The sequence below is a fragment of the Streptomyces sp. NPDC007088 genome, assembly GCF_042869355.1.
Lineage (GTDB): Bacteria > Actinomycetota > Actinomycetes > Streptomycetales > Streptomycetaceae > Streptomyces.
Map to the genome: position 1 here is coordinate 237,724 of NZ_JBIAFO010000009.1, position 19,194 is coordinate 256,917.

The 19,194-nt window shown below is 74.7% G+C and carries 16 protein-coding genes; 9 read left to right on the forward strand and 7 right to left on the reverse strand.

The genetic code is table 11. The features are described 5' to 3' along the window. The first annotated feature begins 7 nt into the window (after positions 1-7). The 3 genes from ACFYMP_RS17000 to ACFYMP_RS17010 all read left to right on the forward strand — a co-directional run bounded on the left by ACFYMP_RS17000 (position 8) and on the right by ACFYMP_RS17010 (position 3,871). The gene (locus ACFYMP_RS17000; RefSeq protein ID WP_388857338.1) at positions 8-2,038 is read left to right on the forward strand and encodes a sigma-70 family RNA polymerase sigma factor; all 2,031 of its coding nucleotides are present in this window, start codon (positions 8-10) and stop codon (positions 2,036-2,038) included. An 85-nt stretch (positions 2,039-2,123) separates the two neighbouring features. Next, positions 2,124-2,861, forward strand: coding sequence for a TetR/AcrR family transcriptional regulator (locus ACFYMP_RS17005; RefSeq protein ID WP_388857341.1), 738 nt, complete (start codon positions 2,124-2,126; stop codon positions 2,859-2,861). After that, entirely contained in the window at positions 2,858-3,871 is a 1,014-nt protein-coding gene (locus tag ACFYMP_RS17010; RefSeq protein ID WP_388857344.1) for a zinc-binding dehydrogenase, read from the forward strand. The genes ACFYMP_RS17005 and ACFYMP_RS17010 overlap by 4 nt, the downstream gene beginning before the upstream one ends. A 151-nt stretch (positions 3,872-4,022) precedes the next feature. Here the strand turns inward: ACFYMP_RS17010 and ACFYMP_RS17015 are convergent, their stop codons facing one another. Further along, positions 4,023-4,466, reverse strand: a complete 444-nt coding sequence (locus tag ACFYMP_RS17015) for an SRPBCC family protein (protein WP_388857347.1) — start codon at positions 4,464-4,466, stop codon at positions 4,023-4,025. Between the two features lie 119 nt (positions 4,467-4,585). Here ACFYMP_RS17015 and ACFYMP_RS17020 point away from each other — a divergent pair, with 119 nt between their 5' ends. Together ACFYMP_RS17020 and ACFYMP_RS17025 are read left to right on the forward strand one after the other, a co-directional pair. Further along, on the forward strand, positions 4,586-6,037 hold the full coding sequence (locus tag ACFYMP_RS17020; protein WP_388857350.1) for a GNAT family N-acetyltransferase: 1,452 nt from the start codon (positions 4,586-4,588) through the stop codon (positions 6,035-6,037). A gap of 134 nt (positions 6,038-6,171) precedes the next feature. Then, entirely contained in the window at positions 6,172-7,854 is a 1,683-nt protein-coding gene (locus ACFYMP_RS17025) for a DUF885 domain-containing protein (RefSeq protein WP_388857353.1), read from the forward strand. Between the two features lie 67 nt (positions 7,855-7,921). On the opposite strand, the gene ACFYMP_RS17030 is transcribed toward ACFYMP_RS17025, so the two are convergent. Beyond that, the gene (locus ACFYMP_RS17030; protein WP_388857356.1) at positions 7,922-8,446 is read right to left on the reverse strand and encodes a rhodanese-like domain-containing protein; all 525 of its coding nucleotides are present in this window, start codon (positions 8,444-8,446) and stop codon (positions 7,922-7,924) included. A 93-nt stretch (positions 8,447-8,539) separates the two neighbouring features. Here ACFYMP_RS17030 and ACFYMP_RS17035 point away from each other — a divergent pair, with 93 nt between their 5' ends. Then, positions 8,540-8,986 carry an Lrp/AsnC family transcriptional regulator gene (locus tag ACFYMP_RS17035; protein WP_388857359.1) on the forward strand — a complete coding sequence of 149 codons (447 nt, stop codon included), beginning with the start codon at positions 8,540-8,542 and terminating at the stop codon, positions 8,984-8,986. A gap of 4 nt (positions 8,987-8,990) precedes the next feature. Here the strand turns inward: ACFYMP_RS17035 and ACFYMP_RS17040 are convergent, their stop codons facing one another. Beyond that, positions 8,991-12,005 (reverse strand): AAA family ATPase, encoded by a 3,015-nt coding sequence (locus ACFYMP_RS17040; RefSeq protein WP_388857362.1) that lies wholly within the window; start codon positions 12,003-12,005, stop codon positions 8,991-8,993. Further along, entirely contained in the window at positions 12,002-13,162 is a 1,161-nt protein-coding gene (locus ACFYMP_RS17045; protein WP_388857365.1) for an exonuclease SbcCD subunit D, read from the reverse strand. Before ACFYMP_RS17045 ends, ACFYMP_RS17040 begins: the two co-directional genes overlap by 4 nt. A 375-nt stretch (positions 13,163-13,537) precedes the next feature. Here ACFYMP_RS17045 and ACFYMP_RS17050 point away from each other — a divergent pair, with 375 nt between their 5' ends. From ACFYMP_RS17050 to ACFYMP_RS17060, 3 genes are all read left to right on the forward strand, one after another. Continuing rightward, a complete protein-coding gene (locus tag ACFYMP_RS17050) occupies positions 13,538-14,014 on the forward strand; it encodes a spore-associated protein A (RefSeq protein WP_388857368.1) in 477 nt (158 codons plus the stop codon). Between the two features lie 431 nt (positions 14,015-14,445). Then, entirely contained in the window at positions 14,446-15,111 is a 666-nt protein-coding gene (locus ACFYMP_RS17055; protein WP_388857371.1) for an HD domain-containing protein, read from the forward strand. 155 nt (positions 15,112-15,266) lie between these two features. Next, positions 15,267-15,956 carry a hypothetical protein gene (locus tag ACFYMP_RS17060; RefSeq protein ID WP_388857374.1) on the forward strand — a complete coding sequence of 230 codons (690 nt, stop codon included), beginning with the start codon at positions 15,267-15,269 and terminating at the stop codon, positions 15,954-15,956. Between the two features lie 666 nt (positions 15,957-16,622). Here ACFYMP_RS17060 and ACFYMP_RS17065 read toward each other — a convergent pair. The 3 genes from ACFYMP_RS17065 to ACFYMP_RS17075 form a co-directional block, all read right to left on the reverse strand. Beyond that, a complete protein-coding gene (locus ACFYMP_RS17065) occupies positions 16,623-17,669 on the reverse strand; it encodes a Ku protein (protein WP_388857377.1) in 1,047 nt (348 codons plus the stop codon). 158 nt (positions 17,670-17,827) lie between these two features. After that, positions 17,828-18,010: a hypothetical protein gene (locus tag ACFYMP_RS17070; RefSeq protein ID WP_388857380.1), complete on the reverse strand. Its 183-nt coding sequence runs from the start codon at positions 18,008-18,010 to the stop codon at positions 17,828-17,830. A 304-nt stretch (positions 18,011-18,314) separates the two neighbouring features. After that, positions 18,315-19,166, reverse strand: coding sequence for a helix-turn-helix domain-containing protein (locus tag ACFYMP_RS17075; protein WP_388857382.1), 852 nt, complete (start codon positions 19,164-19,166; stop codon positions 18,315-18,317). Between the last annotated feature and the right edge of the window lie 28 nt (positions 19,167-19,194).

Genomic DNA, 19,194 nt, shown 5'->3' on the forward strand with positions numbered 1-19,194 from the left:
AGCCGTTATGCGGGAAGCCGGTCACAGCGGGCCCGACACCGGGACGGTGCTCGCCGCCCGGTCCGGGGACGGGGAGGCCATGGACCGCCTGCTGGCGGACTGCCTCCCGCTGGTCTACAACATCGTGGGCCGCGCCCTCAACGGGCACAGCGACGTCGACGACGTCGTGCAGGAGACGCTGCTGCGGGTCGTGCGCGGGCTGCCCGAGCTGCGCGATCCGGCGGCGTTCCGCTCCTGGCTGATCGCGATAGCCGTACGCCGGATACGGGACCGGGAACGCACGCTGCGCTCGGCCGGCCGGCACCGCGCCGAGCTGGAGAGCGCCGAGCAACTGCCCGATCCGGCGGCGGACTTCGTGGGGCTCACCGTCCTGCGCCTGGGCCTGACCGATCAGCGCAGACAGCTCGCGGAGGCGACGCGCTGGCTGGACGGGGACGACCGGTCGCTGCTGGCCCTGTGGTGGCTGGAGGAGACCGGCGAGCTGAGCCGGGCGGAGCTGGCCGAGGCGCTCGGGGTGTCGCGGCGGCACGCGGCGGTCCGGGTGCAGCGGATGAAGGAGCAGATGCAGACCGCGCGGCTGGTGGTCGGGGCGCTCGCGGCGGCCGGGGACTGCGCCGAGCTGAGCGAGGTGCTGCGCGGCTGGGACGGCGTGCCCTCCCCGTTGTGGCGCAAGCGGATCGCGCGTCATGTGCGCGGCTGCGCCGAGTGCGGGCACGGGGGCCGGCTGCTGCCGATGGAACGGCTGCTGGCCGGTCTCCCGCTGCTGCCGGTGCCGTACGCGGGCCCGAGCCCGTGGGACGCGGCCTCGCTGTCCGACGGGTTCACGCCCTCCGGTCCCGGCCCGCACGGCGATCCGCACGCCTTCGCGCACCCGGACCCGTACCCCGCCGCGCCCGCCTCCCCCGCGCCGGTCCCGCGCACCACCGCGTCGAGCCCGCGGCGCGGTGGTGCGCACCGGGCCGGCCGGGGCGGGGCGCTGCGGCGTCACCCGGTGGCGAGCGCGGCGGCGGCCGCGGCCGTGGCGGCGGCGGTCGTCACGCCCTGGCTGCTGAGCGGCTCCCCCGCCGCGGACAGCGGGACGGTGCGTACGGCGGACGCGCCCGCCGCTCTCCCCTCGCCGGTGCCCCGTACCCCCGCGCCCTCCGCCTCCGCCTCCGTCTCCCCGGCCCCCCGTCCCACCGGCAGCGCGAGCGCCTCCCGTACCGCGAAGCCGGACCCCTCGCGCAAGCCGGCCGCGAGCCCCTCCCCAGCTCCCGTCCGGAGCGCCGGGGCGCCCGCCGCCCCACAGGTGAGCACGGTGTCCTCGGACCGCAAGGGCGTCGGGGTCTGGGCCTTCCCCGGCGCCGACCGGGCGCTGGCCCGGTCGGGAGCGGGCTGGTACTACACGTGGGCGGCGAGTCCGCGGGGCGTCGTCGGCTCCGGCGCCAAGGGCTTCGTGCCGATGGTGTGGGGCGAGAAGTCCGTGGACGCGGCGAACCTCGCGACGGCCAAGGCCAACGGCCCCTATCTGCTCGGCTTCAACGAACCCGACATGGCCGAGCAGTCGGACATGTCGGTCGACCGGGCGCTGGAGCTGTGGCCGAAGCTGATGGCCACCGGCAAGGTGCTCGGCAGCCCGGCCGTCGCGTACGGCGGGGACACGGCCGGCGGCTGGCTGGACCGTTTCATGACGGGGGCGGCCGCGCGCGGCTACCGCGTCGACTTCGTCGCCCTGCACTGGTACGGCGGCGACTTCCGGACCGGGCCGGCCGTCGAGCAGCTGCGGTCGTATCTCGAAGCGGTGCACCGCAAGTACGGCAAGCCCGTCTGGCTCACCGAGTACGCGCTCACGGACTTCTCCCACGGCACCCGCTTCCCGAGCGCGGAGCAACAGGCCGCCTTCGTGACGGCGTCCACGAGGATGCTGGACTCCCTGCCGTACGTGCGGCGCTACGCCTGGTTCGGCCTGCCGGCCGCCGACAGCGGGCCGAGCACCGGCCTGTACCGCTCCGGAGCGGTGGAGACGGAGGTCGGCCGCGCCTACCGGCAGGCCCGCTGACCCGGTCGCCCCGCGCCCCGCCCGGAGACCGGACTCACACCATACGACTTATTGAGTCTGGCTCAGTAAGTCGTATGGTGGCGTCATGAACGCGAGGGAGCGGGACGAGCGGGACGAGCGGGACGCCGCGCCGGCGCCCCGGCGCCGCCTCGGCGAGGCCGAGCGGCGCGCCGCCCTTCTGGCGGCGGCCGGGGACGCCTTCCGGGAGGCGGAGTACTCGCAGGTGTCGGTCGCGCGGATCGCCCGCGCCGCCGGGGCCTCGGAGGCGCTCGCACACCGGTACTTCGGCAGCAAGGCGGGGCTGTACGCGGCGATGGCCGAGCACGCCCTGGACCAGTTGCTGGAGCGCCAGGACGCGGGTGACCTGGCGCTCGGCCCGGAGGCGGACGGCTGGACGCGGCTGCGCGCGAGCCTCTCCGTCTATCTCGGCTTCGTCGCCGAGGGCGCCAACGGCTGGGCGACTCTTCTGCGCTCCCCCGGCTCCGTCCCGGCCTCGGCGCTCGCGGTGCGCGAACGCGGCCGCGCCGCCTACCGGGACCGGGTGAACGCGATGCTGGGTCTGGACCCCGCGGATCTCGCGGTGCGCCTCGTCGTGGACGGCTATCTGGCCTACGTCGACGCGGCCTGTCTGATCTGGTGGGAGGCGGGGCTGGAGGAGGAACTGCGCCGGCCTCTCGTCGAGGGCGCCCTCGCGGCGCTCGCCGCCGCCCTCGGCCGCGCCCGCCCCGGCACACCGCTTCCCGCGCCGCAGGACTCCGTCCGGGCCGCCTCCCCGGCGGTCCCCCGCAAGAACAAGCCCCAGAACTGGAACCAGGACAAGTGATGACCATGCTCGCCGGCCGGCTCAACGTGAAGACCCGTGAATTCGCCGTCAAGGAGGTCCCGACCCCGGTGCCGGGCCCGGGTGAGGTCCTGGTGAAGGTGGCGGCGGCCGGCGTGTGCCTGTCCGACGTGCACCTCATCGACGGGACCCTGACCCCGCTGTACCTGCCCGGCGACGAGGTGACGCTCGGCCACGAGGTGGCGGGCACGGTGGCGGCGACCGGACCGGGCGTCGGCGGCTGGACCGAGGGGCGGCGCGTGCTGCTCCAGGCCGGTGAGCACCGCGGCGGCGCGGTGTGGACGCGCGGGGTCGACTACGACGGCGGCTGGGCCGAGTACGCGATCGCCTCGGCGCAGACGCTGCTCGCGCTGCCGGACTCACTGTCCTTCGAGGAGGCCGCGATCATCCCGGACGCGGTGTCCACCCCGTGGGCCGCGATCACCACGACCGCCCAGGTGCGTCCGGCGCAGGCGGTCGGCGTGTGGGGGGTGGGCGGCCTCGGGGCGCACGGTGTGCAGTTGCTGCGGACGGTGGGCGCGGCGCCGATCATCGCCGTCGACCCCTCCCCGGAGGCGCGGGAGAGGGCCCTGGCCTTCGGCGCCGACCTCGCCCTCGACTCGGCCGACCCCGAGCTGCGGGCCCGGATCAGGACCGAGACCGCGGGCGTGGGCCTCGCGGTGGCCTTCGACTTCGCCGGGGTGCCCGCCGTCCGCGAGCAGGCCGTCACCTGCCTGGCCCCGGCGGGCAAGCTCGTGCTGGTCGGGCTGACGGACAAGCCGCTGACGATCAGCGGCGGCACGGCCTTCAGCTACTTCCAGCAGCAGATCCTGGGCCACTACGGCTCCTCGGACGCTCATGTGGACCAGCTCGTGCAGCTCGTGGGCCGCGGCCGCCTGGAGTTCTCCCGTTCCGTCAGCGGCGTCCTGCCGCTGGCCGAGGCCGGGCAGGCGGTGGACCGGCTGCTGCGCCGCGAGTCGCCCGCCCCGGTCCGCCTGGTCCTGAAGCCGTGACGGCGGGACGGTGAGGGGACCGGGGCGCGACAGGGCCAGTCCCGGCCCGTGAGGGAGGTCCACCGGGGGCCCGGGGCGGCGTCGGACGGGACGCTCCGGAGGCCCCCGGCCCCGGTCCCGGTCCCGGTCCCGGGACAGTGGGCAGCGGCGCCTACGGCTCGCGCAACAGCCGGTCGACCGCGCGCCCGAAGAGGAGCTGCCCGGACCGGCCCAGTACGGGGTCGGCGAGCCGGGGCAGTCCGCGCACCCGCAGGTCCTCCCGCCAGCGCACCAGACAGCCTCCGGCGGGCCGCGGGAGGACGTCGATACGGGCCCAGCCGGTGACGACCCGCCCGCGCTTGTCGAGCCGGCAGTGCCCGGCCCCGGCCCCCTCGGGCGGCTCCCAGCCGGTGACCTCCATCGGGTCGTCGAAGCCGAGCGGGCCCAGCCGGGTCCGCGCGACGAACAACGTGCCGAGGCCGCCGTCGGGGGGCGCGTGGCGCACCGTGACCGTGGTCAGCGGGGCGGTCCTGCCGTGCCGGCGCCAGTCGGTCAGCAGCCGCCACGCCTCGGCGACAGCCAGCGGAGAGCGGCGTTCGATCAGAAAGAGAGCCACAAATACCCACTATCACTCAATAGACGCACTAAAGGACCTTTTTCGGAACGGAACGACACTTAACCGCTCAGTCACACAGTGTTCGTGGCCACGCAACACCTGTGCCCCACAGTGACCTCATGGATGCTGAGACCGCTGTGCACCGCCCCTCCTCCCGCCGCGCCCGCCGACAGGGCCGCCGCGCTCCTCACTGGCGTCGCGATCTGGTCGAGCTGGCCGCGCTCTTCACCGCCGTGGCCGTGGCCGACGCGGTGGCCAACACCGTCGCCCACGGGCCGCGCGGGCCCGAGCTGCTCGTGACCTCGGCCGTCCTGCTGACCGCCACGACCGTCTTCCACGTCTGGTGGTCACGGCGCCACGGTCACGGCCACGCCCCGCCGAAGGAGGCCGACACCGCCTCCGGGGACACGGCGACGCCGGAGCCCTCCCAGGACGCGGAGCCGGCGCCCGTGCGCGCCGACGAGGAGACGACGCTGTGGCGGATGCGGACCACGGTGCGGGACGAGCCGGGCTCGCTCGCCGCGCTGTGCACGGCGCTGGCCACCCGGCACGTCGACATCCTGAGCCTGCAGACGCATCCGCTGGCCGAGGGCACCGTCGACGAGTTCTCGCTGCGCGCCCCGGCGAGCCTGACGGCGACCACGCTGAACCGGACCGTCGCGCGGGCCGGGGGCCGCTCCACCTGGATCGAGCGGGCCGACGCGCACGACCTTGTCGACGCCCCGGCCCGCATCCTGCACCTCGCGACCCGCACCGCCCTGGACGCGGCGGAACTCCCGCTCGCGCTGCGCGAACTGCTGGGCCGCTGCTCGATCCGTACGGTCCCCTCCGCGAGCCTGGCGGACGGTACCCCGCGTGAGGGCGTCCTGGACGGACCGGGCGGCACCGGCACCGTCCTGCGGCTGCGCGCGCCCGAAGGGGACGTCGTCACCGTGGAGCGGGCTTACCTGCCGTTCACCCCGACCGAGTTCGCCCGCGCACGGGCCCTGCTGGAGCTGGACGCCCGGCTCGGTCCCCGCCGGCCCTCGGGTGAGGAGGTCTGCACGCTGCCGCGCGGCGAGGAGGTCACCGTGGTCCGCGCGGACACCGGCGACCTGGCCGAGGCCCGCGCGATGCACGACCGCTGCTCGCCCGCGACGCTCACGCAGCGCTACCACGGCCCGGTACGTGACGCCGACCGCTATCTCCACCACCTGCTGAGCCCCCGGCACGGCCGGACCCTCGCGGCCCGCAACGCCTCGGGAGGGCTGGTGGCCCTAGGCCACCTGCTGTGGGACGGGGACGAGACGGAGGTGGCGCTGCTCGTCGAGGACGCGTGGCAGCGCAGGGGCGTCGGCGCGCGCCTGCTGGAACGGCTCGTCGCGATGGCCGGGACGGCGGGTGCGGACAGCGTCTACGCGGTGACCCGGGCGTCGAACAGCGGCATGGTCGCCGCGATGCGCGGTCTCGGACTGCCACTGGACTACCAGATCGAGGAGGGCACCCTCGTCATCACGGCGCGCCTGTCCCCTCTCCCCCCGCCCGCCGGGGCCGGGGAGGACCGGCGGCGCGCGGCGCTGCCCGGCGAGTGAGCCCGGCCCGCCGCGCCCCTCGCGTACGCGTCACCGCCCCGGTGGCGCGTACGCGCGCGTCCGGCCAGGACCGGCACATGCCCCTTTGCCACCCCGGATGACGCGAGGGTCTTCTCCGTACCAAGATGTGGGCCATGCCAGACACCCAGATCCCGCTGCCCCGCGAGGTGGCCGACGCCTATGTCGACGACCTCATCGCCCTCGACCCCATCACCGGCACCTACCTCGGTATCAAGGAGAGCGCGAGCAGACTGCCCGACTTCTCCCCCGAGGGGGCCGAGGCGCTCGCGCGGCTGGCCAGGAACACCCTGGACCGGCTGACGCGGGCCGAGCGGGCCCCGGGCGCGGACAGCGACATCGAACGACGCTGCGCCCGTCTGCTGCGCGAGCGGCTCACGGCTGAACTCGCCGTCCACGAGGCGCAGGAGAGCCTGCGCACGGTCGGCAACATGACCACCCCCGCGCACTCCGTGCGCGACGTGTTCACGGTGACCCCGGCCGAGACGGAGGAGGACTGGGCGGCCGTCGCCGAGCGGCTGCGCGCGGTGCCCGCCGCCATCGAGGGCTACCGCGCCTCCCTCGCGCTGGGCCTGGAGCGGAAGCTGTACGGCCAGCCGGAGCCGACCGCGACCTTCGTCGGGCAGCTCACCGAGTGGGCGGGCGAGGGCAGCGGCTGGTTCGACGAGTTCGTCGCGGCGGGCCCCGGGGCGCTGCGCGCCGAGCTGGACGAGGCGGCGCGCGGGGCGACCGCGGCGCTCGCGGGGCTGCGCGACTGGATGCGGGACGTGTACGCCCCGGCGATCGAGGGCGCCCCCGCCGTCGTGGGCCGCGAACGCTACGCGCGCTGGGCCCGTTTCTTCAACGGCACCGACCTGGACCTGGACGAGGCGTACGCGTACGGCTGGGCGGAGTTCCACCGTCTGCTCGGCGAGATGCGGACCGAGGCGGAGCGGGTGCTGCCGGGCGCCGACAGCCCGTGGACGGCGCTCGCCCACCTCGACGCGCACGGGACGCACATCGAGGGCGTGGATCAGGTGCGGGAGTGGCTCCAGGCCCTGATGGACGAGGCGATCGGGAAGCTGGACGGCACGCACTTCGAACTCGCCGAGCGGGTACGCCGGGTGGAGGCGCGGATCGCCCCGGCGGGCGGGGCCGCGGCGCCGTACTACACGGCTCCCTCGGAGGACTTCTCGCGGCCCGGCCAGACCTGGCTGCCGACGATGGGCGAGACCCGCTTCCCGGTGTACGACCTCGTGTCGACTTGGTACCACGAGGGCGTGCCCGGCCACCACCTCCAGCTCGCGCAGTGGGCGCACGTCGCCGACGACCTCTCCCGCTACCAGGCGGGCATCGGCATGGTCTCGGCCAACGTCGAGGGCTGGGCGCTGTACGCCGAGCGGCTCATGGACGAACTGGGTTTCCTGGACACGGCGGAGAAGCGGCTCGGCTATCTCGACGGCCAGATGATGCGCGCGCTGCGGGTCATCGTGGACATCGGGATGCACCTGGAGCTGGAGATCCCGGCCGACTCCCCGTTCCACCCCGGTGAGCGCTGGACCCCGGACCTGGCGCACGAGTTCTTCGCGACGCACTCCAGCCGGCCGGCCGCGTTCGTGGAGAGCGAGATGATCCGCTACCTGTCGATGCCGGGCCAGGCCATCGGCTACAAGCTCGGCGAGCGGGCCTGGCTGACCGGCCGGGCCAACGCCCGCCGCGCGCACGGCGACTCCTTCGACGCGAAGAAGTGGCACATGGCGGCGCTGTCCCAGGGCTCCCTGGGCCTGGACGATCTGGTGGACGAGCTGTCGAAGCTCTGAACCGGTTCAGCCCGCTCCCGCCCCCGTGCGCGCCCCTCCCGTGGGGCCGCGCGGGGGCGGGCGCGCGTCAGCAGCCGCAGTCCGCCGTGCCGAGCGGGGCGGTGAGCCGGTCCGGGAGGTCTTGCCGGCGTGCCGCTCCGCCGGCTCCGGCCGTCTCGTACGCGAACCCCTCCCGCACCCAGTACTCGAAGCCGCCCAGCAACTCCTTGACGCGGTAGCCCTGTCCGGCGAGGACGAGGGCGGCGCGCTGTGCCCCGTTGCAGCCGGGGCCCCAGCAGTGCACGACGACGGGTACGGCCGGGTCGAGGTGGGGTGCGGCCCCGGCGGCGAGTGTGGCGGTGGGCAGGTGCAGGGCGCCGGGGATGTGGCCCTGGCCCCAGGACTCGGCGGACCGTGTGTCGACCAGGACGAAGTCCGGCTCCCGCTCGCCGAGCAGCGCGCCGGCGACGTCGGACACGTCGGTGGTGCAGTCGAGCAGGGCACGGAAGTGCGCGGCGGCCCGCGCGGGTGCGGCGAGATGGCGCACGACGGCCGAGGGCGTGCCGGGGACGGACGGGGCGGGGGCGTCGGGCCCTCCGGGTGCGGTGTTCATGCGGAGAAACCTAGGTGGCCCGAGGGGCCGGCTGAAGGCGCGATCCCCGGCCCTTCACGCGTCCGCCCGGTGTTTCCCTGCTATACCTGCCCGATGACCGACTATTCCCCGGACGCCACCGACTGGCAGCTGCTGGACGCCCTCCAGCGGGACGGACGCGCCTCGTTCGCCGATCTGGCGCGCACGGTCTCGATGTCGCCGAGCGCCGTCACCGAGCGGGTCCGGCGGCTGGAGGAGGCGGGCGTCATCCAGGGCTACGCGGCCGTGGTGGACCCCGAACGCCTCGGGCTGCCGGTGCTCGCCTTCGTCCGGCTGCGCTACCCCCACGGCAACTACAAGCCCTTCCACGACCTGCTCGCGGTGACCCCGGAGATCCTGGAGGCGCACCACGTCACGGGGGACGACTGCTTCATGATCAAGGTGGCGGCGCGTTCCATGCGGGACCTGGAGGGCCTCGTGGGGCGGATCGGCGCGCTGGGCCCGGTCACCACGAGCGTCGTGTACTCCTCGCCCCTGACCCGCCGTCCGCTGGGCCGCTGAAGGGTCAGGGGGTGTCCGCGCCGTTCGCGTACTGCCGTACGGAGGAGCCCGAGCGTCCCTTGACGATCTCCAGCTGGGCGTGGACGCGGCGGCGCAGATCGCCCACGTGGCTCACGACGCCGACGCAGCGGTCGCGTTCGCGCAGGGAGTCGAGAACGTCCATGACCTCGTCGAGGGTCTGTTCGTCGAGGCTGCCGAAGCCCTCGTCGACGAAGAGGGTGTCGAGGCGTACGCCGCCCGCCTCGTCGGTCACGACGTCGGCGAGGCCGAGGGCGAGGGAGAGGGAGACGAAGAAGGTCTCCCCGCCCGACAGGCTCGCGGTGTCGCGTTCCCGGCCGGTCCAGGCGTCCACGACGTGCAGGCCGAGGCCGGAGCGGCGGCGGCCGCCGCGGTCGTCGGAGTGGACGAGGGTGTAGCGGCCGGCGGACATCCGCCCGAGCCGGGCGGAGGCCGCGGCGGCGACCTGTTCGAGGCGGGCGGCCAGTACGTAGGACTCCAGGCGCATCTTGCGTTCGTTGTCCGCCGAGCGCCCCGTGGCGAGGGCGGCGAGGGCGGCGATCCGTTCGTACTCGGCGCGCAACGGTCCCAGGGCCCGCACCTCGGAGGCCAGTCGCGCCGACAGCCCGTCGAGCGCGGCGCAGCGGCGCTGTGCCCCGTCGCGGGCGGACGCCGCGGCACGGGCGTGTTCCTCCGCCTGCGCGGCGCGGGCCAACGCCTGCGCGGTGCGGGCGGCGGGGCGGCCGGCCGCCGCGGCGACCTCCGGATCGGCGAGGACGGCACGGACCTCGGTGTCCCGTTGCCGCCACTGGTCGATCCGCCGGTTCAGCTCACGCAGCCGATCCTCGGGCAGCAGGGCGCGCGCCGCTTCCCGCGGGGTGGTGAACCCGGCCCGGAAGGCGGCGTCGGCGAGACGGGCGTCGGCGTCCTTGAGCCGCCGGGCGCCCTCCTCGGCCTCCCGCGCGCGCTCGGCGGCCTCGCCGAGCAGCGCGGTGAGCGTGTCGAGGTGCGCGGCGCGCGCCTCGACGCTCTCGGCGCCTTCGCGGGCCTGCTCGACCTCGGTGCGCAGACCGGCGGCCTCCCGCTCCAGCGCCTCCCGGGCGGCGGCCCGGGTGGCCGCGCGGGTACGGGCGGACTGCTGTGCGGCGCCGCGGCGTTCGTGCTCGCGCTCCGACCGGGCCTGTTCCTCCTGGGCCGCGTGCAGTCCGGAGGCGGTTCGGTGCGCGGCGGCGCGTTCCTGTTCCAGCGCGGTGACGGTGGCGGCGAAACCTTCGACGGGTCCCTCACCGGCCGCCTCGGCGGCGGCCTCGCGGGAGGCGACGAGGGCGGCCCGTTGACGGTCCGCCTCGGCCAGCCGCGCGTCGGCCCGCTGGTACACCTCGTGGGCTTCCTCCTCGGCGGCCGGGTCGACGTGGCGGGTGCCGCGCTCGCGGGGGGCCGGGTGCTCGGGGGAACCGCACACGGGGCAGGGCTGCCGGAGGGTCAGCCCTTCGGCGAGTTCGGCTGCGATGCCCTGGAGCCGCGCCTCGCGCAGGTCGAGCCAGTGCTGCCGCGCGTCGTCGCGCTCCGCTCGGGCCGAGGCCGCTCGGTCGGCGGCGCGGGCGTGCTCGGCGGTGAGGCGGTCCCTGCGGCGAGCGGCGTCCAGACGGGTCCGGGCGGGGTCGATCCGCGCGGTGAGCTGTTCGACGCGGGTGGCCGCCTCCTGGGCGCGGGTGACGCGGGCGCGCAGCTCGCTCTGGCGCTCGGGCCACGCGTCGAGCCACGCCTCGGCCTCGGCGCGCGTCTCCTCGTCGGCCTGCTCCTCGCGCTCCAGCCGCCGCAGTTCCTCCGCGATCGTGTACAGGCGTCGCTCGGCGCGGCGGGCGGCGGTGAGGGTGCCGCGTTCCTCGTGGGCGCGGCGGGCGGCGTCGGCGAGCGCGGCGGCGCCCGCCCCGGCGTGCGTGGCGGGCAGTGCGGCCCGCGCGCGGCGCTCGGCCTGGAGGACCTCCTCGTGTGCGACCGCCTCGCTCTCGCGCAGGTCGAGGGCGGGGGCGACGCTCTCCGCGCGGCGGGAGCGTTCGACGCGGTCCACCGTCTCCTGGTGCTCTCCCGCCTGGGCGGCGAGCGCCTCGGCGCGGGCGAGGGCTTCGGCGTGGCGGGCCTGGAGCCGTTCGCGCTCGCGCTGCTCGTCGAGGTCCTGGCGGGCGGCGGCGAGGTTGTGGCCCGCCTGCTCCTCGCGCAGACCGGCGAGGTCGCGGTGTTCGCGAGCCGTGCCGCGCGCGACGGCGGCGTAGGCGAGGGCCTGCGCCGCGAGCCCGGGATCACCTGCCTGCGCCTGGGGGACGGGCAGCTCCGCACTGGCCCCGGCGGCTTCCTGGAGGCGGTGCAGGAGGGTGAGGACGCGGGTGTCGCCCTCTTTCACTCCGGCGCCGGCCCGCTGCCCGAGTTCGACGAGCCGCGCTTCGACGTCGGCGAAGCGCCGGGTGTCGAAGAGGCGGCCGAGCAGGGTGCCGCGTTCCGCGGTGTCGGCGCGCAGGAATCGGGCGAACTCGCCCTGTGGGAGCAGTACCACCTGGCAGAACTGGTCCTTGCTCATGCCGAGCAGGGCGCCGATCTCCTCGCCGGCCTCCTGATGGGAGCGGCTGAGATCCGTCCAGCCGGTGCCGGGCCGGTGCTCGCGCAGCCAGGTCTGCGCCTTGTCGGGAGTGGTGCCGGTGCCTCGTTTCTTGGGGCGCTCCCAGGCGGGTTGCCGGGTCACTTCGAGGCGGCGTCCGGCGACGCTCATCTCCAGCTGGACCTCGGTGCGGACGGCGGGCGCCGCGTGGTCGCTGCGCAGCCCCTCGCCGCGTCCGCCCGAGGACTGCCGGGCGCCGGGCACGCTGCCGTAGAGCGCGTAGCACACGGCGTCGAGCACGGAGGTCTTCCCGGCTCCGGTGGGTCCGTGCAGGAGGAAGAGCCCGGCCTCGGAGAGGGAGTCGAAGTCCACGGTCTGGGTGCCGGCGAAGGGCCCGAAGGCGGTGACGCGCAGCCGGTGCAGTCTCATCGTCCGCGCTCCGTTCCCTGGACGTCCACGCGTACGGAGTCGACGGCCTCGCGCAGGACGTCGCGTTCGCGGGCGTCGGCGGCGGCTCCCCGGACGTGGGTCACGAAGTCCTCGGCGATCTGCTGGTCGCTGCGGCCGCGCACCCGTTCTCCGTAGGAGGTGTGCTCCTCGTCCAGGGTCCGGTCCGGGGCGAAGACCAGATGGAGGACGTGCGGGAACCGGGCGGCGAGCCGGGCCATGGGTTCGGCGGGCCGCAGCGTGTCGGTGAGGGTGGCCTCGACCCAGGACTCCTCGTGCGGGGTGTGCGCGGGGTCGCTGAGGAGCGCGGCGAGGGTGCCGCGCAGCCGGGCGAGGGGGCGTGGCCGCGGGCAGTCGATCCGTTCGGCGGCGATCTCCCCGCGCGGCCCGAGGTCGAGGAGCCACATGCTCTTGCGGTGTCCGGCCTCGGAGAAGGAGTAGGCGAGCGGGGAGCCCGAGTAGCGGACGCGTTCGGCGAGCACCTGGCTGCCGTGGAGGTGGCCGAGCGCGACGTAGTCGACGCCGTCGAAGACGGAGCGGGGCACGGCGGCGACCCCGCCGACGGTGATGTCCCGTTCACTGTCGCTGGGCAGGCCGCCGACGACGAAGGCGTGCGCGAGGACGACGGAGCGGGTGCCCGCGGGCCGGGTGGCGAGGTCGGCGCGCACCCGGTCCATGGCGGCGCCGAGGACCCCCTCGTGATCGGCGACGGCGGCGAACTCGTCCTTCACCAGGGCGGGTTCGAGGTAGGGCAGCCCGTAGAAGGCCACGTCGCCGTGGGCGTCGCGCAGGACGACGGGCTCCCCGCAGTGCTCGGGCCGGGTGCGCAGGTGAATCCCGGCCGCGCCGAGCAGCCGGGCGCCGACCCCGAGCCGGCGCGCCGAGTCGTGGTTGCCGGAGATCATCACCGTGGGCACGCCCAGCGCGGAGAGGCGGTGCAGCGCCTCGTCGTACAGCTCGACGGCGGCCAGCGAGGGCACCGCGCGGTCGTAGACGTCCCCGGCGACGACGACGGCGTCGACCGCCTGTTCCCGGACGGTCCGCACGAGGTGGTCGAGGAAGGCGGCCTGCGCGTCGATCAGGCCGACCCGGTGGAAGGACCGGCCGAGATGCCAGTCGGAGGTGTGCAGAATCCTCACGGTGCCGCTGAGCCCCCCATGCTTCCCCTCATACCGCCGTTTTGGGGACCGGCGGCGAGGCCGCTCGGCTCCCGCCGTCATCACCGGGCACGCCGGTGCGGTTCGTCCCCTGGTCCCTCACGGACCTCAGTCTGCCACCCGTGTCGGGGTGGCGCGGCCACGGGTGAGGGCCGCTACCGGCTCGCCCGGCCCCCGGCGCGGGGAGCCCACCACGGCATCCCGCTGTGTCATGAATCTGTAACAGGCGGTATCGGGCACAACCCTGGAGCGGGTCTCCTGGTCTGACATTGCGTGATTCACACCATGTTGTCCGTTCAGGAACCGGGCACCCGCCCGCAGGGCGCGTGGTGCCCCATCGAGGAAACGGGACGTGACATGACCACCCTGCGACGCGTATCAGCCATCGGCGCCACCGCCGCCGCCCTCACCTGTGCGGCGGCCGTCCTGGCGCCGGCCGCCGGCGCGGCCGAACCGGCGGCCCACCGCACCGACACGACGACCAAGGCCGCCGCCGCCAAGTACAACGGCGCCTGCGGCAAGGGCTACTCCGTGGTCAACTCCGCGCAGATCGGCACCAAGGGCACGGTGTTCCTCACCTACAGCTCGGCGACCGGCAAGAACTGCGTGGTCACCGTCCGCGCCACCCCGGGTGCGGCCGTGCACATGACGGCCTCCCTCGGATTCGCCTCCCCGACGACGACCGTCACGGACACCGGCTACTACACCTCCTACGCCGGGCCGGTGTACCTCGACGCACGGGGGCTGTGCGTGACGTGGCGTGGCGAGATCGCCGGCGAGGTGGCCGGCAAGGACGGCACCAACTGCGGAAAGCTGGCGGCGCGGCAGCACTGAGCCGACCCGGTCCGGCGTGCGGCCGCACGCCGGACCTCCCGCCTCTCCCCCGTCGGCCGCGCTTGAGGACCTTCACCGCGCTCGCCCCACCCACGTGTGCAGGCCAATCCCGCAACGGCAGACCCCTTTGACCGGGCGCCTGGCACGCCGTCCCTGGGGGCGCCACCGGCTCCCAGGTCCTCCTCGTGCTCCGCATCGTGTACGCCGTGGCCCGTATCGTGCCGTCCATCACGGTCACGGTCCGCCGCCCGCGCGACGCCGGGCGCCCCGACGACTGGTTCTTCCCCAGCCTCAGCCTCAGCCTGGGCTCGGCGCCCGGCGCCCGGCGCCCGGCGGGACCATCCTCTTTGTCTTCACCGTGCCGGACAGCGCGCCGGGGCCGGGCGGTGAGGCAGCGGGTCGCGGCCGGACGCGCCCGTTACGCTCACGGAATGCGCATCCCCACCCTCGCCGAGATCGAGGACCTGCACAGGAAGTACGCCCCGGACTCCGACGCCCACGCCAGTGTGCGCACGCACTGCGGGATCGTCTGGCGCATCGCGGAGCAGCTGATCGGGAGCAGCGGGGTGGCGGTGGACGCGGAGCTGGTGCGGGCCGGCTGCCTCCTGCACGACATCGGCGTGTACCTCCTCACCGCCGACGCCGAGCAGGGCGTCCTCGGCCAGGGCCACTACATCCGCCACGGTCTCCTCGGTCACCGCGTGCTCGCCGAGGAGGGCTGGCCCGAGGGCCTGTGCCGGTTCTGCTCGTGCCACACCGGAGTGGGTCTCACGAACGAGGACATCACGCGCCAGCAACTGCCGCTGCCGCCCGGCGACTACGTGGCGATCACCGAGGAGGAGCGGCTGGTGATGTACGCCGACAAGTTCCACAGCAAGTCCCGGCCGGCGAGATTCCACACGCCCGAGGGCTACGAGAAGATCGTGAGCCGCTTCGGCCCGGACAAGGTGGACGCCTTCCGGGAACTGCGCGAGCGCTTCGGCGACCCGGACGTCGAGGCCCTCTCCGCGGAGTTCGGTGAGCCGGCCGGAGCCACCCTCCGGGCGGGAGACAAGAGGCGGGAGCGCGGGTCCGGCGTCGGAGAACGCGCCCGGTGACCCCCGGTTCCGCTGTTACCAGATGCGGACACGAAACCGCGAACAAGTCCGGCGCGGGTGCCATCTCACTCGGTGTTGCCAACAGTTGATCCGGCCGGACGGCCCGCGGGAGCGGGCACGAGTGCCGGGTCCTGACACCCGTGGAGGTCTCCGCCATGACCACTCGCCGTACTCGCCGTACCGCTCGTTCCGCCGGTCTGGTGGCCGTCGCCGCCGCGGCCGCCCTCTCCCTGACCGCCTGCCAGACCGGAGGCGACGACAACGCCGCCGCTCCGCACACCACGATCGCCGGCTCCGTCTCCCACTCCGGCGGCGGCGCCGGTGCGCCCGCCGACGCCAAGCCCAGCGCAGACAGGACACACGACGGCACGCGCGCCGAGACGTCCGCCGCGCACACGACCGCCGCCCCGGCCACGAGCGCCGGGGCGGCGGGCCAGGTCCGCACCGAGACCCTGGTGGACGGCAGCGAGGCCAGGATTCACCAGCTCGGTGAGCAGCGCTACCGCCTCGAGATCGTCAGCCGCGGTGCGGTCGTGGCCACGCTGGAGACCAAGGGCCGGGACGCGGGGCTCGACGCCAACGACATGTTCGTGGTGCTCACGCTGGGCGGCGAGGTCCACTCCTGGATGGGCGGCGGTCACACCGGGCCGGGCACCTTCAAGCTCGCCGGCGGCTGGACGGCCAAGGTCACGAAGCTGGGCGAGCTGCGGTACCGCGCGCAGATCCTCGGCCGTGAGGGCGCGGTGGAGGCCACGCTGGAGACGGACGGCCACGATGCCGGGCTCGACGCCAACGCCTCGTACATCGTGCTGAGCGCCGGCGGTGTGATCAGCTCTCACCTGTGAGGCTCCCCCGGTGGACGCGGCCCCCCGGGCTCCGGCGGGCTCTGGAAGGTCCCGGCCGAGCCGGAACCGGGGCCGGGGGCGCGGTACAGGGTCCGGCACGGACCTCACGCGGATACGCGTGGTGGTGTCCGGCTTCCCCTCGGTCCACCGCTTCTGCCGCGACGTGCTCGGGCTGAGCCCGTAGTGCGCGGCAAAGAGCGGCCCGGACGCCAAGCTCAGCCCCGCTACCGGACGCCCCGCGCTCGCCTTGCAGGACCGTGCGGCGATGGCCGGGGTGCTGGGGCGGTTGGCGCGGCCGGAGGGATACCGCTCGCCGGTGGTACTGCGGGTGGCCGACCTGGACGCCATTCACGGCCAACTCCCCGGTCGTGGCGCGGAGTTCGCGCGGGCCCCGGCCCCGATGGGCGACCGGACGCGGGTCGCTACCTGGAGGGCCCGGAAGAGAACCCGGCCGAGTTCCAGGAGTGGCGAGCGCCGCGCGCGCGGGCGGGTGGTGCGTCGCGGTAGGAGGAGACGGGGAGGGGCCGCCGCGGAAGCTTCCCGTCAGGCGGCCGCGTGTGTCGGCCGGCCCACGAACCGCTCACCGGCCGGTACGCACGACGGCCCCCAGTCACTCACGGGTGGCGACGATCCGCGCGCCGTTCCACGGGCCGAGAGCGGGGGCCGTCAGGCCGGCTTCTTCCTGCCGCCACTGCGTGGGGCCGACTTCTTCGCGGCCGACTTCTTCGCCGTCGTCTTCTTGGCGGCAGTCTTCTTCGCCGGGGCCGACTTCTTCGCGGGCGCCTTCTTGCCCGGGGACTTCCGGGCGGCGGGTTTCTGGGCGGTGGGCTTCTGGGTGGCGGGCTTCTGGGTGGTGGACTCCTTCGTCCCCGCCCTCCTCGCGGTACGTCCACGCAGGTCGTGGACGGTCGCGTCCCCGCCCGGCTCCGGCTCTCCCCGGCTCTCGCGGGCGGTGCGGACGGAGTCCTGGAGGGCGGCCATGAGGTCCACGACCTGGCCCTTCTCGGGCTCCTCCGGCTCCTCGTGCGGGGGCTCACGGCCCTCGGACCGGGCCACGATCAGTTCCTCGACCGCCGCGCGGTACGCGTCGTGGAAGTCGTCCAGGTCCTCGCGGTGCATCGTGTCCATGAGGGAGACGGCCTGCTCGATCTCCTGGTCCGTCACCTCGGCCGGTTTCGGGGGCAGCCCGGAGCCGTCGCGGACCTCGTCGGGCCAGTGCAGGACCTGGAGCACGATCACCCGGTCCAGTACGCGGAGCATCGCGAGCCGTTCCTTGCCGCTGAACGCGTACTTCGCCAGGGCGACCTTCGCGCTGCGTTCCAGAGCCTTCCGCAGCAGCGTGTACGGCTTCGCGGCGACCTGGCCGTCGCCCTCCAGGTAGTAGCCGGCGCCCATCTGGATCGGGTCGATCTCGTCCGCGTCCACGAACGCCACGATCTCGATCGCCTTGGCGGTCGGCAGGGGAAGGTCCTCGAAGTCCTCGTCGGTCAGCGGCACGATCCGGTCCCGCGCGACCTCGAAGCCCTTGCCGATCTCGCTGTTGTCGAGCACCTTCCCGTCGATCTCGCAGATCTTCCGGTTGCGGACCCGGCCGCCGTCCTCCCGGTGCACCTGATGGAAGCGGATGCTGTGGTCACTGCTCGCGGGCAGCATCTTCACCGGAATGGTGACCAGGCCGAACGACACGGCACCGCTCCAGACGGGACGGGGCATGCGCACCTCCTGGTCTTCCGTGGCCGACCTCCAGCGTAGGAGCGTCGGCGGGGACGGGCGACTCGGCACCCGCGAGGCGGCGCACGACGGGGTCCCGCCCTCGGCGGGCCCCGCGAAAAGGCCCCGCCGCCCGCCGAGGGCGGGGGCGGGGCGCCTGCTCACGCCGTCTCGTCGTAGTCGTCCTCGACGGCGGGCGGGAGGTCCGGCTCCAGGAACGGCGTGATCGAGGGCACCGGCCGGTGCGCGGGCGCGACGTCGGTGTCCGCGCCTGCGAGGTGGTGCCGGCTGCCCTGGTCGGCGCCCTTCCGGCGCGGCTGCTGAACGGGCAGGGGGTCTGGCACGGGCTGCTCCTACGGGGTGTGGGCGCCGGATCGGATCGGGTCCGCCCCCGGCGATCGGGGATGACGAGGAAGACCACGGGTCCGCGAGGGCTTGGACGTGGCGCTGCTCCGCGACCCTCGCGGTCGCCCCGGGCAACCGGGCCCGCCCAGGGGGACGGGTGTCGCCTCGCGCTCGGCATCGCCGAGCCGTCGGTCAGTTTCTCACCTCGGGGGCACGAGTTCGCCCCATTCACCACGAAGTCCGCCCCGCCTTCTTCACCGCGCACCCCGTCCGGAGCCCGTACGGCGAGGCGGGGGCGTGCTCTCAGTCCGGCCAGGCGGGCCCCAGCGCCTCGCGCAGCGCCTCGGCCGTCTCCCGGTCGGCGGGCAGGAAGGTCTCCACCGCCAGTTCCGAAACGGTCACGTCCAGCGGGGTGTTGAAGGTCGTCGCGGTCGAGAGGAAGGTCAGTTCCCGGCCGCCCGCCTCGATCCGCAGAGGCAGGGCGTACGGGTGCGGGGTGCGCGGCCGCGGAGTGCGGGAACGCGGGGTCCGCGGCCGCTCCTCGGTTTCCGGTACCGGGTAGCTCAGCACCTCCTCGTGGATCGCGCGCAACCGGGGGTGCGCGCCCAGCGAGAGGTGCCGTTCGACGCGGTGCAGGAAATGGGCGCGCCATTCGGGGAGGTTGCGGATACGCGGGGCGAGGCCCTCGGGGTGCAGGGTCAGACGGATCGCGTTGAGCGGGGTGGTGGCGAGCGCGGGCGGCAGTTCGCCGAGCAAAAAGCGCACGCCCCGGTTGGCGGCCACGACGTCGTAGGAGCCGTCCACGACGAGGGCCGGGTTCGGTTCGTGGGCCCGCAGCAGGTCGTCGAGGGTCTCTCCGAGCGCCGCCATCTCCTCGGCGTCGAGCGGCGTCTGCGGATAGGCGGGGGCGTAACCGGCCGCGACGAACAGGGTGTTGCGCTCCCGGATGGGCAGGTCGAGCTGTTCGGCGAGGCGGGACAGCAGGTCCTCCCCCGGCCGGGCGCGGCCCGTCTCCACGAAGCTCAGGTGCCGTGCCGAGCTGCCGGCCCGCAGGGCCAGTTCGAGCTGGCTGACGCGGCGCTCCGCGCGCCAGTGGCGCAGCAGCTCCCCGACGGTGGGCGCGGTCCGGGCGGTGGTCGTGGCGTCGGCGGTCACGTCGGTGACGGTAGTCCACGGCGAGCCC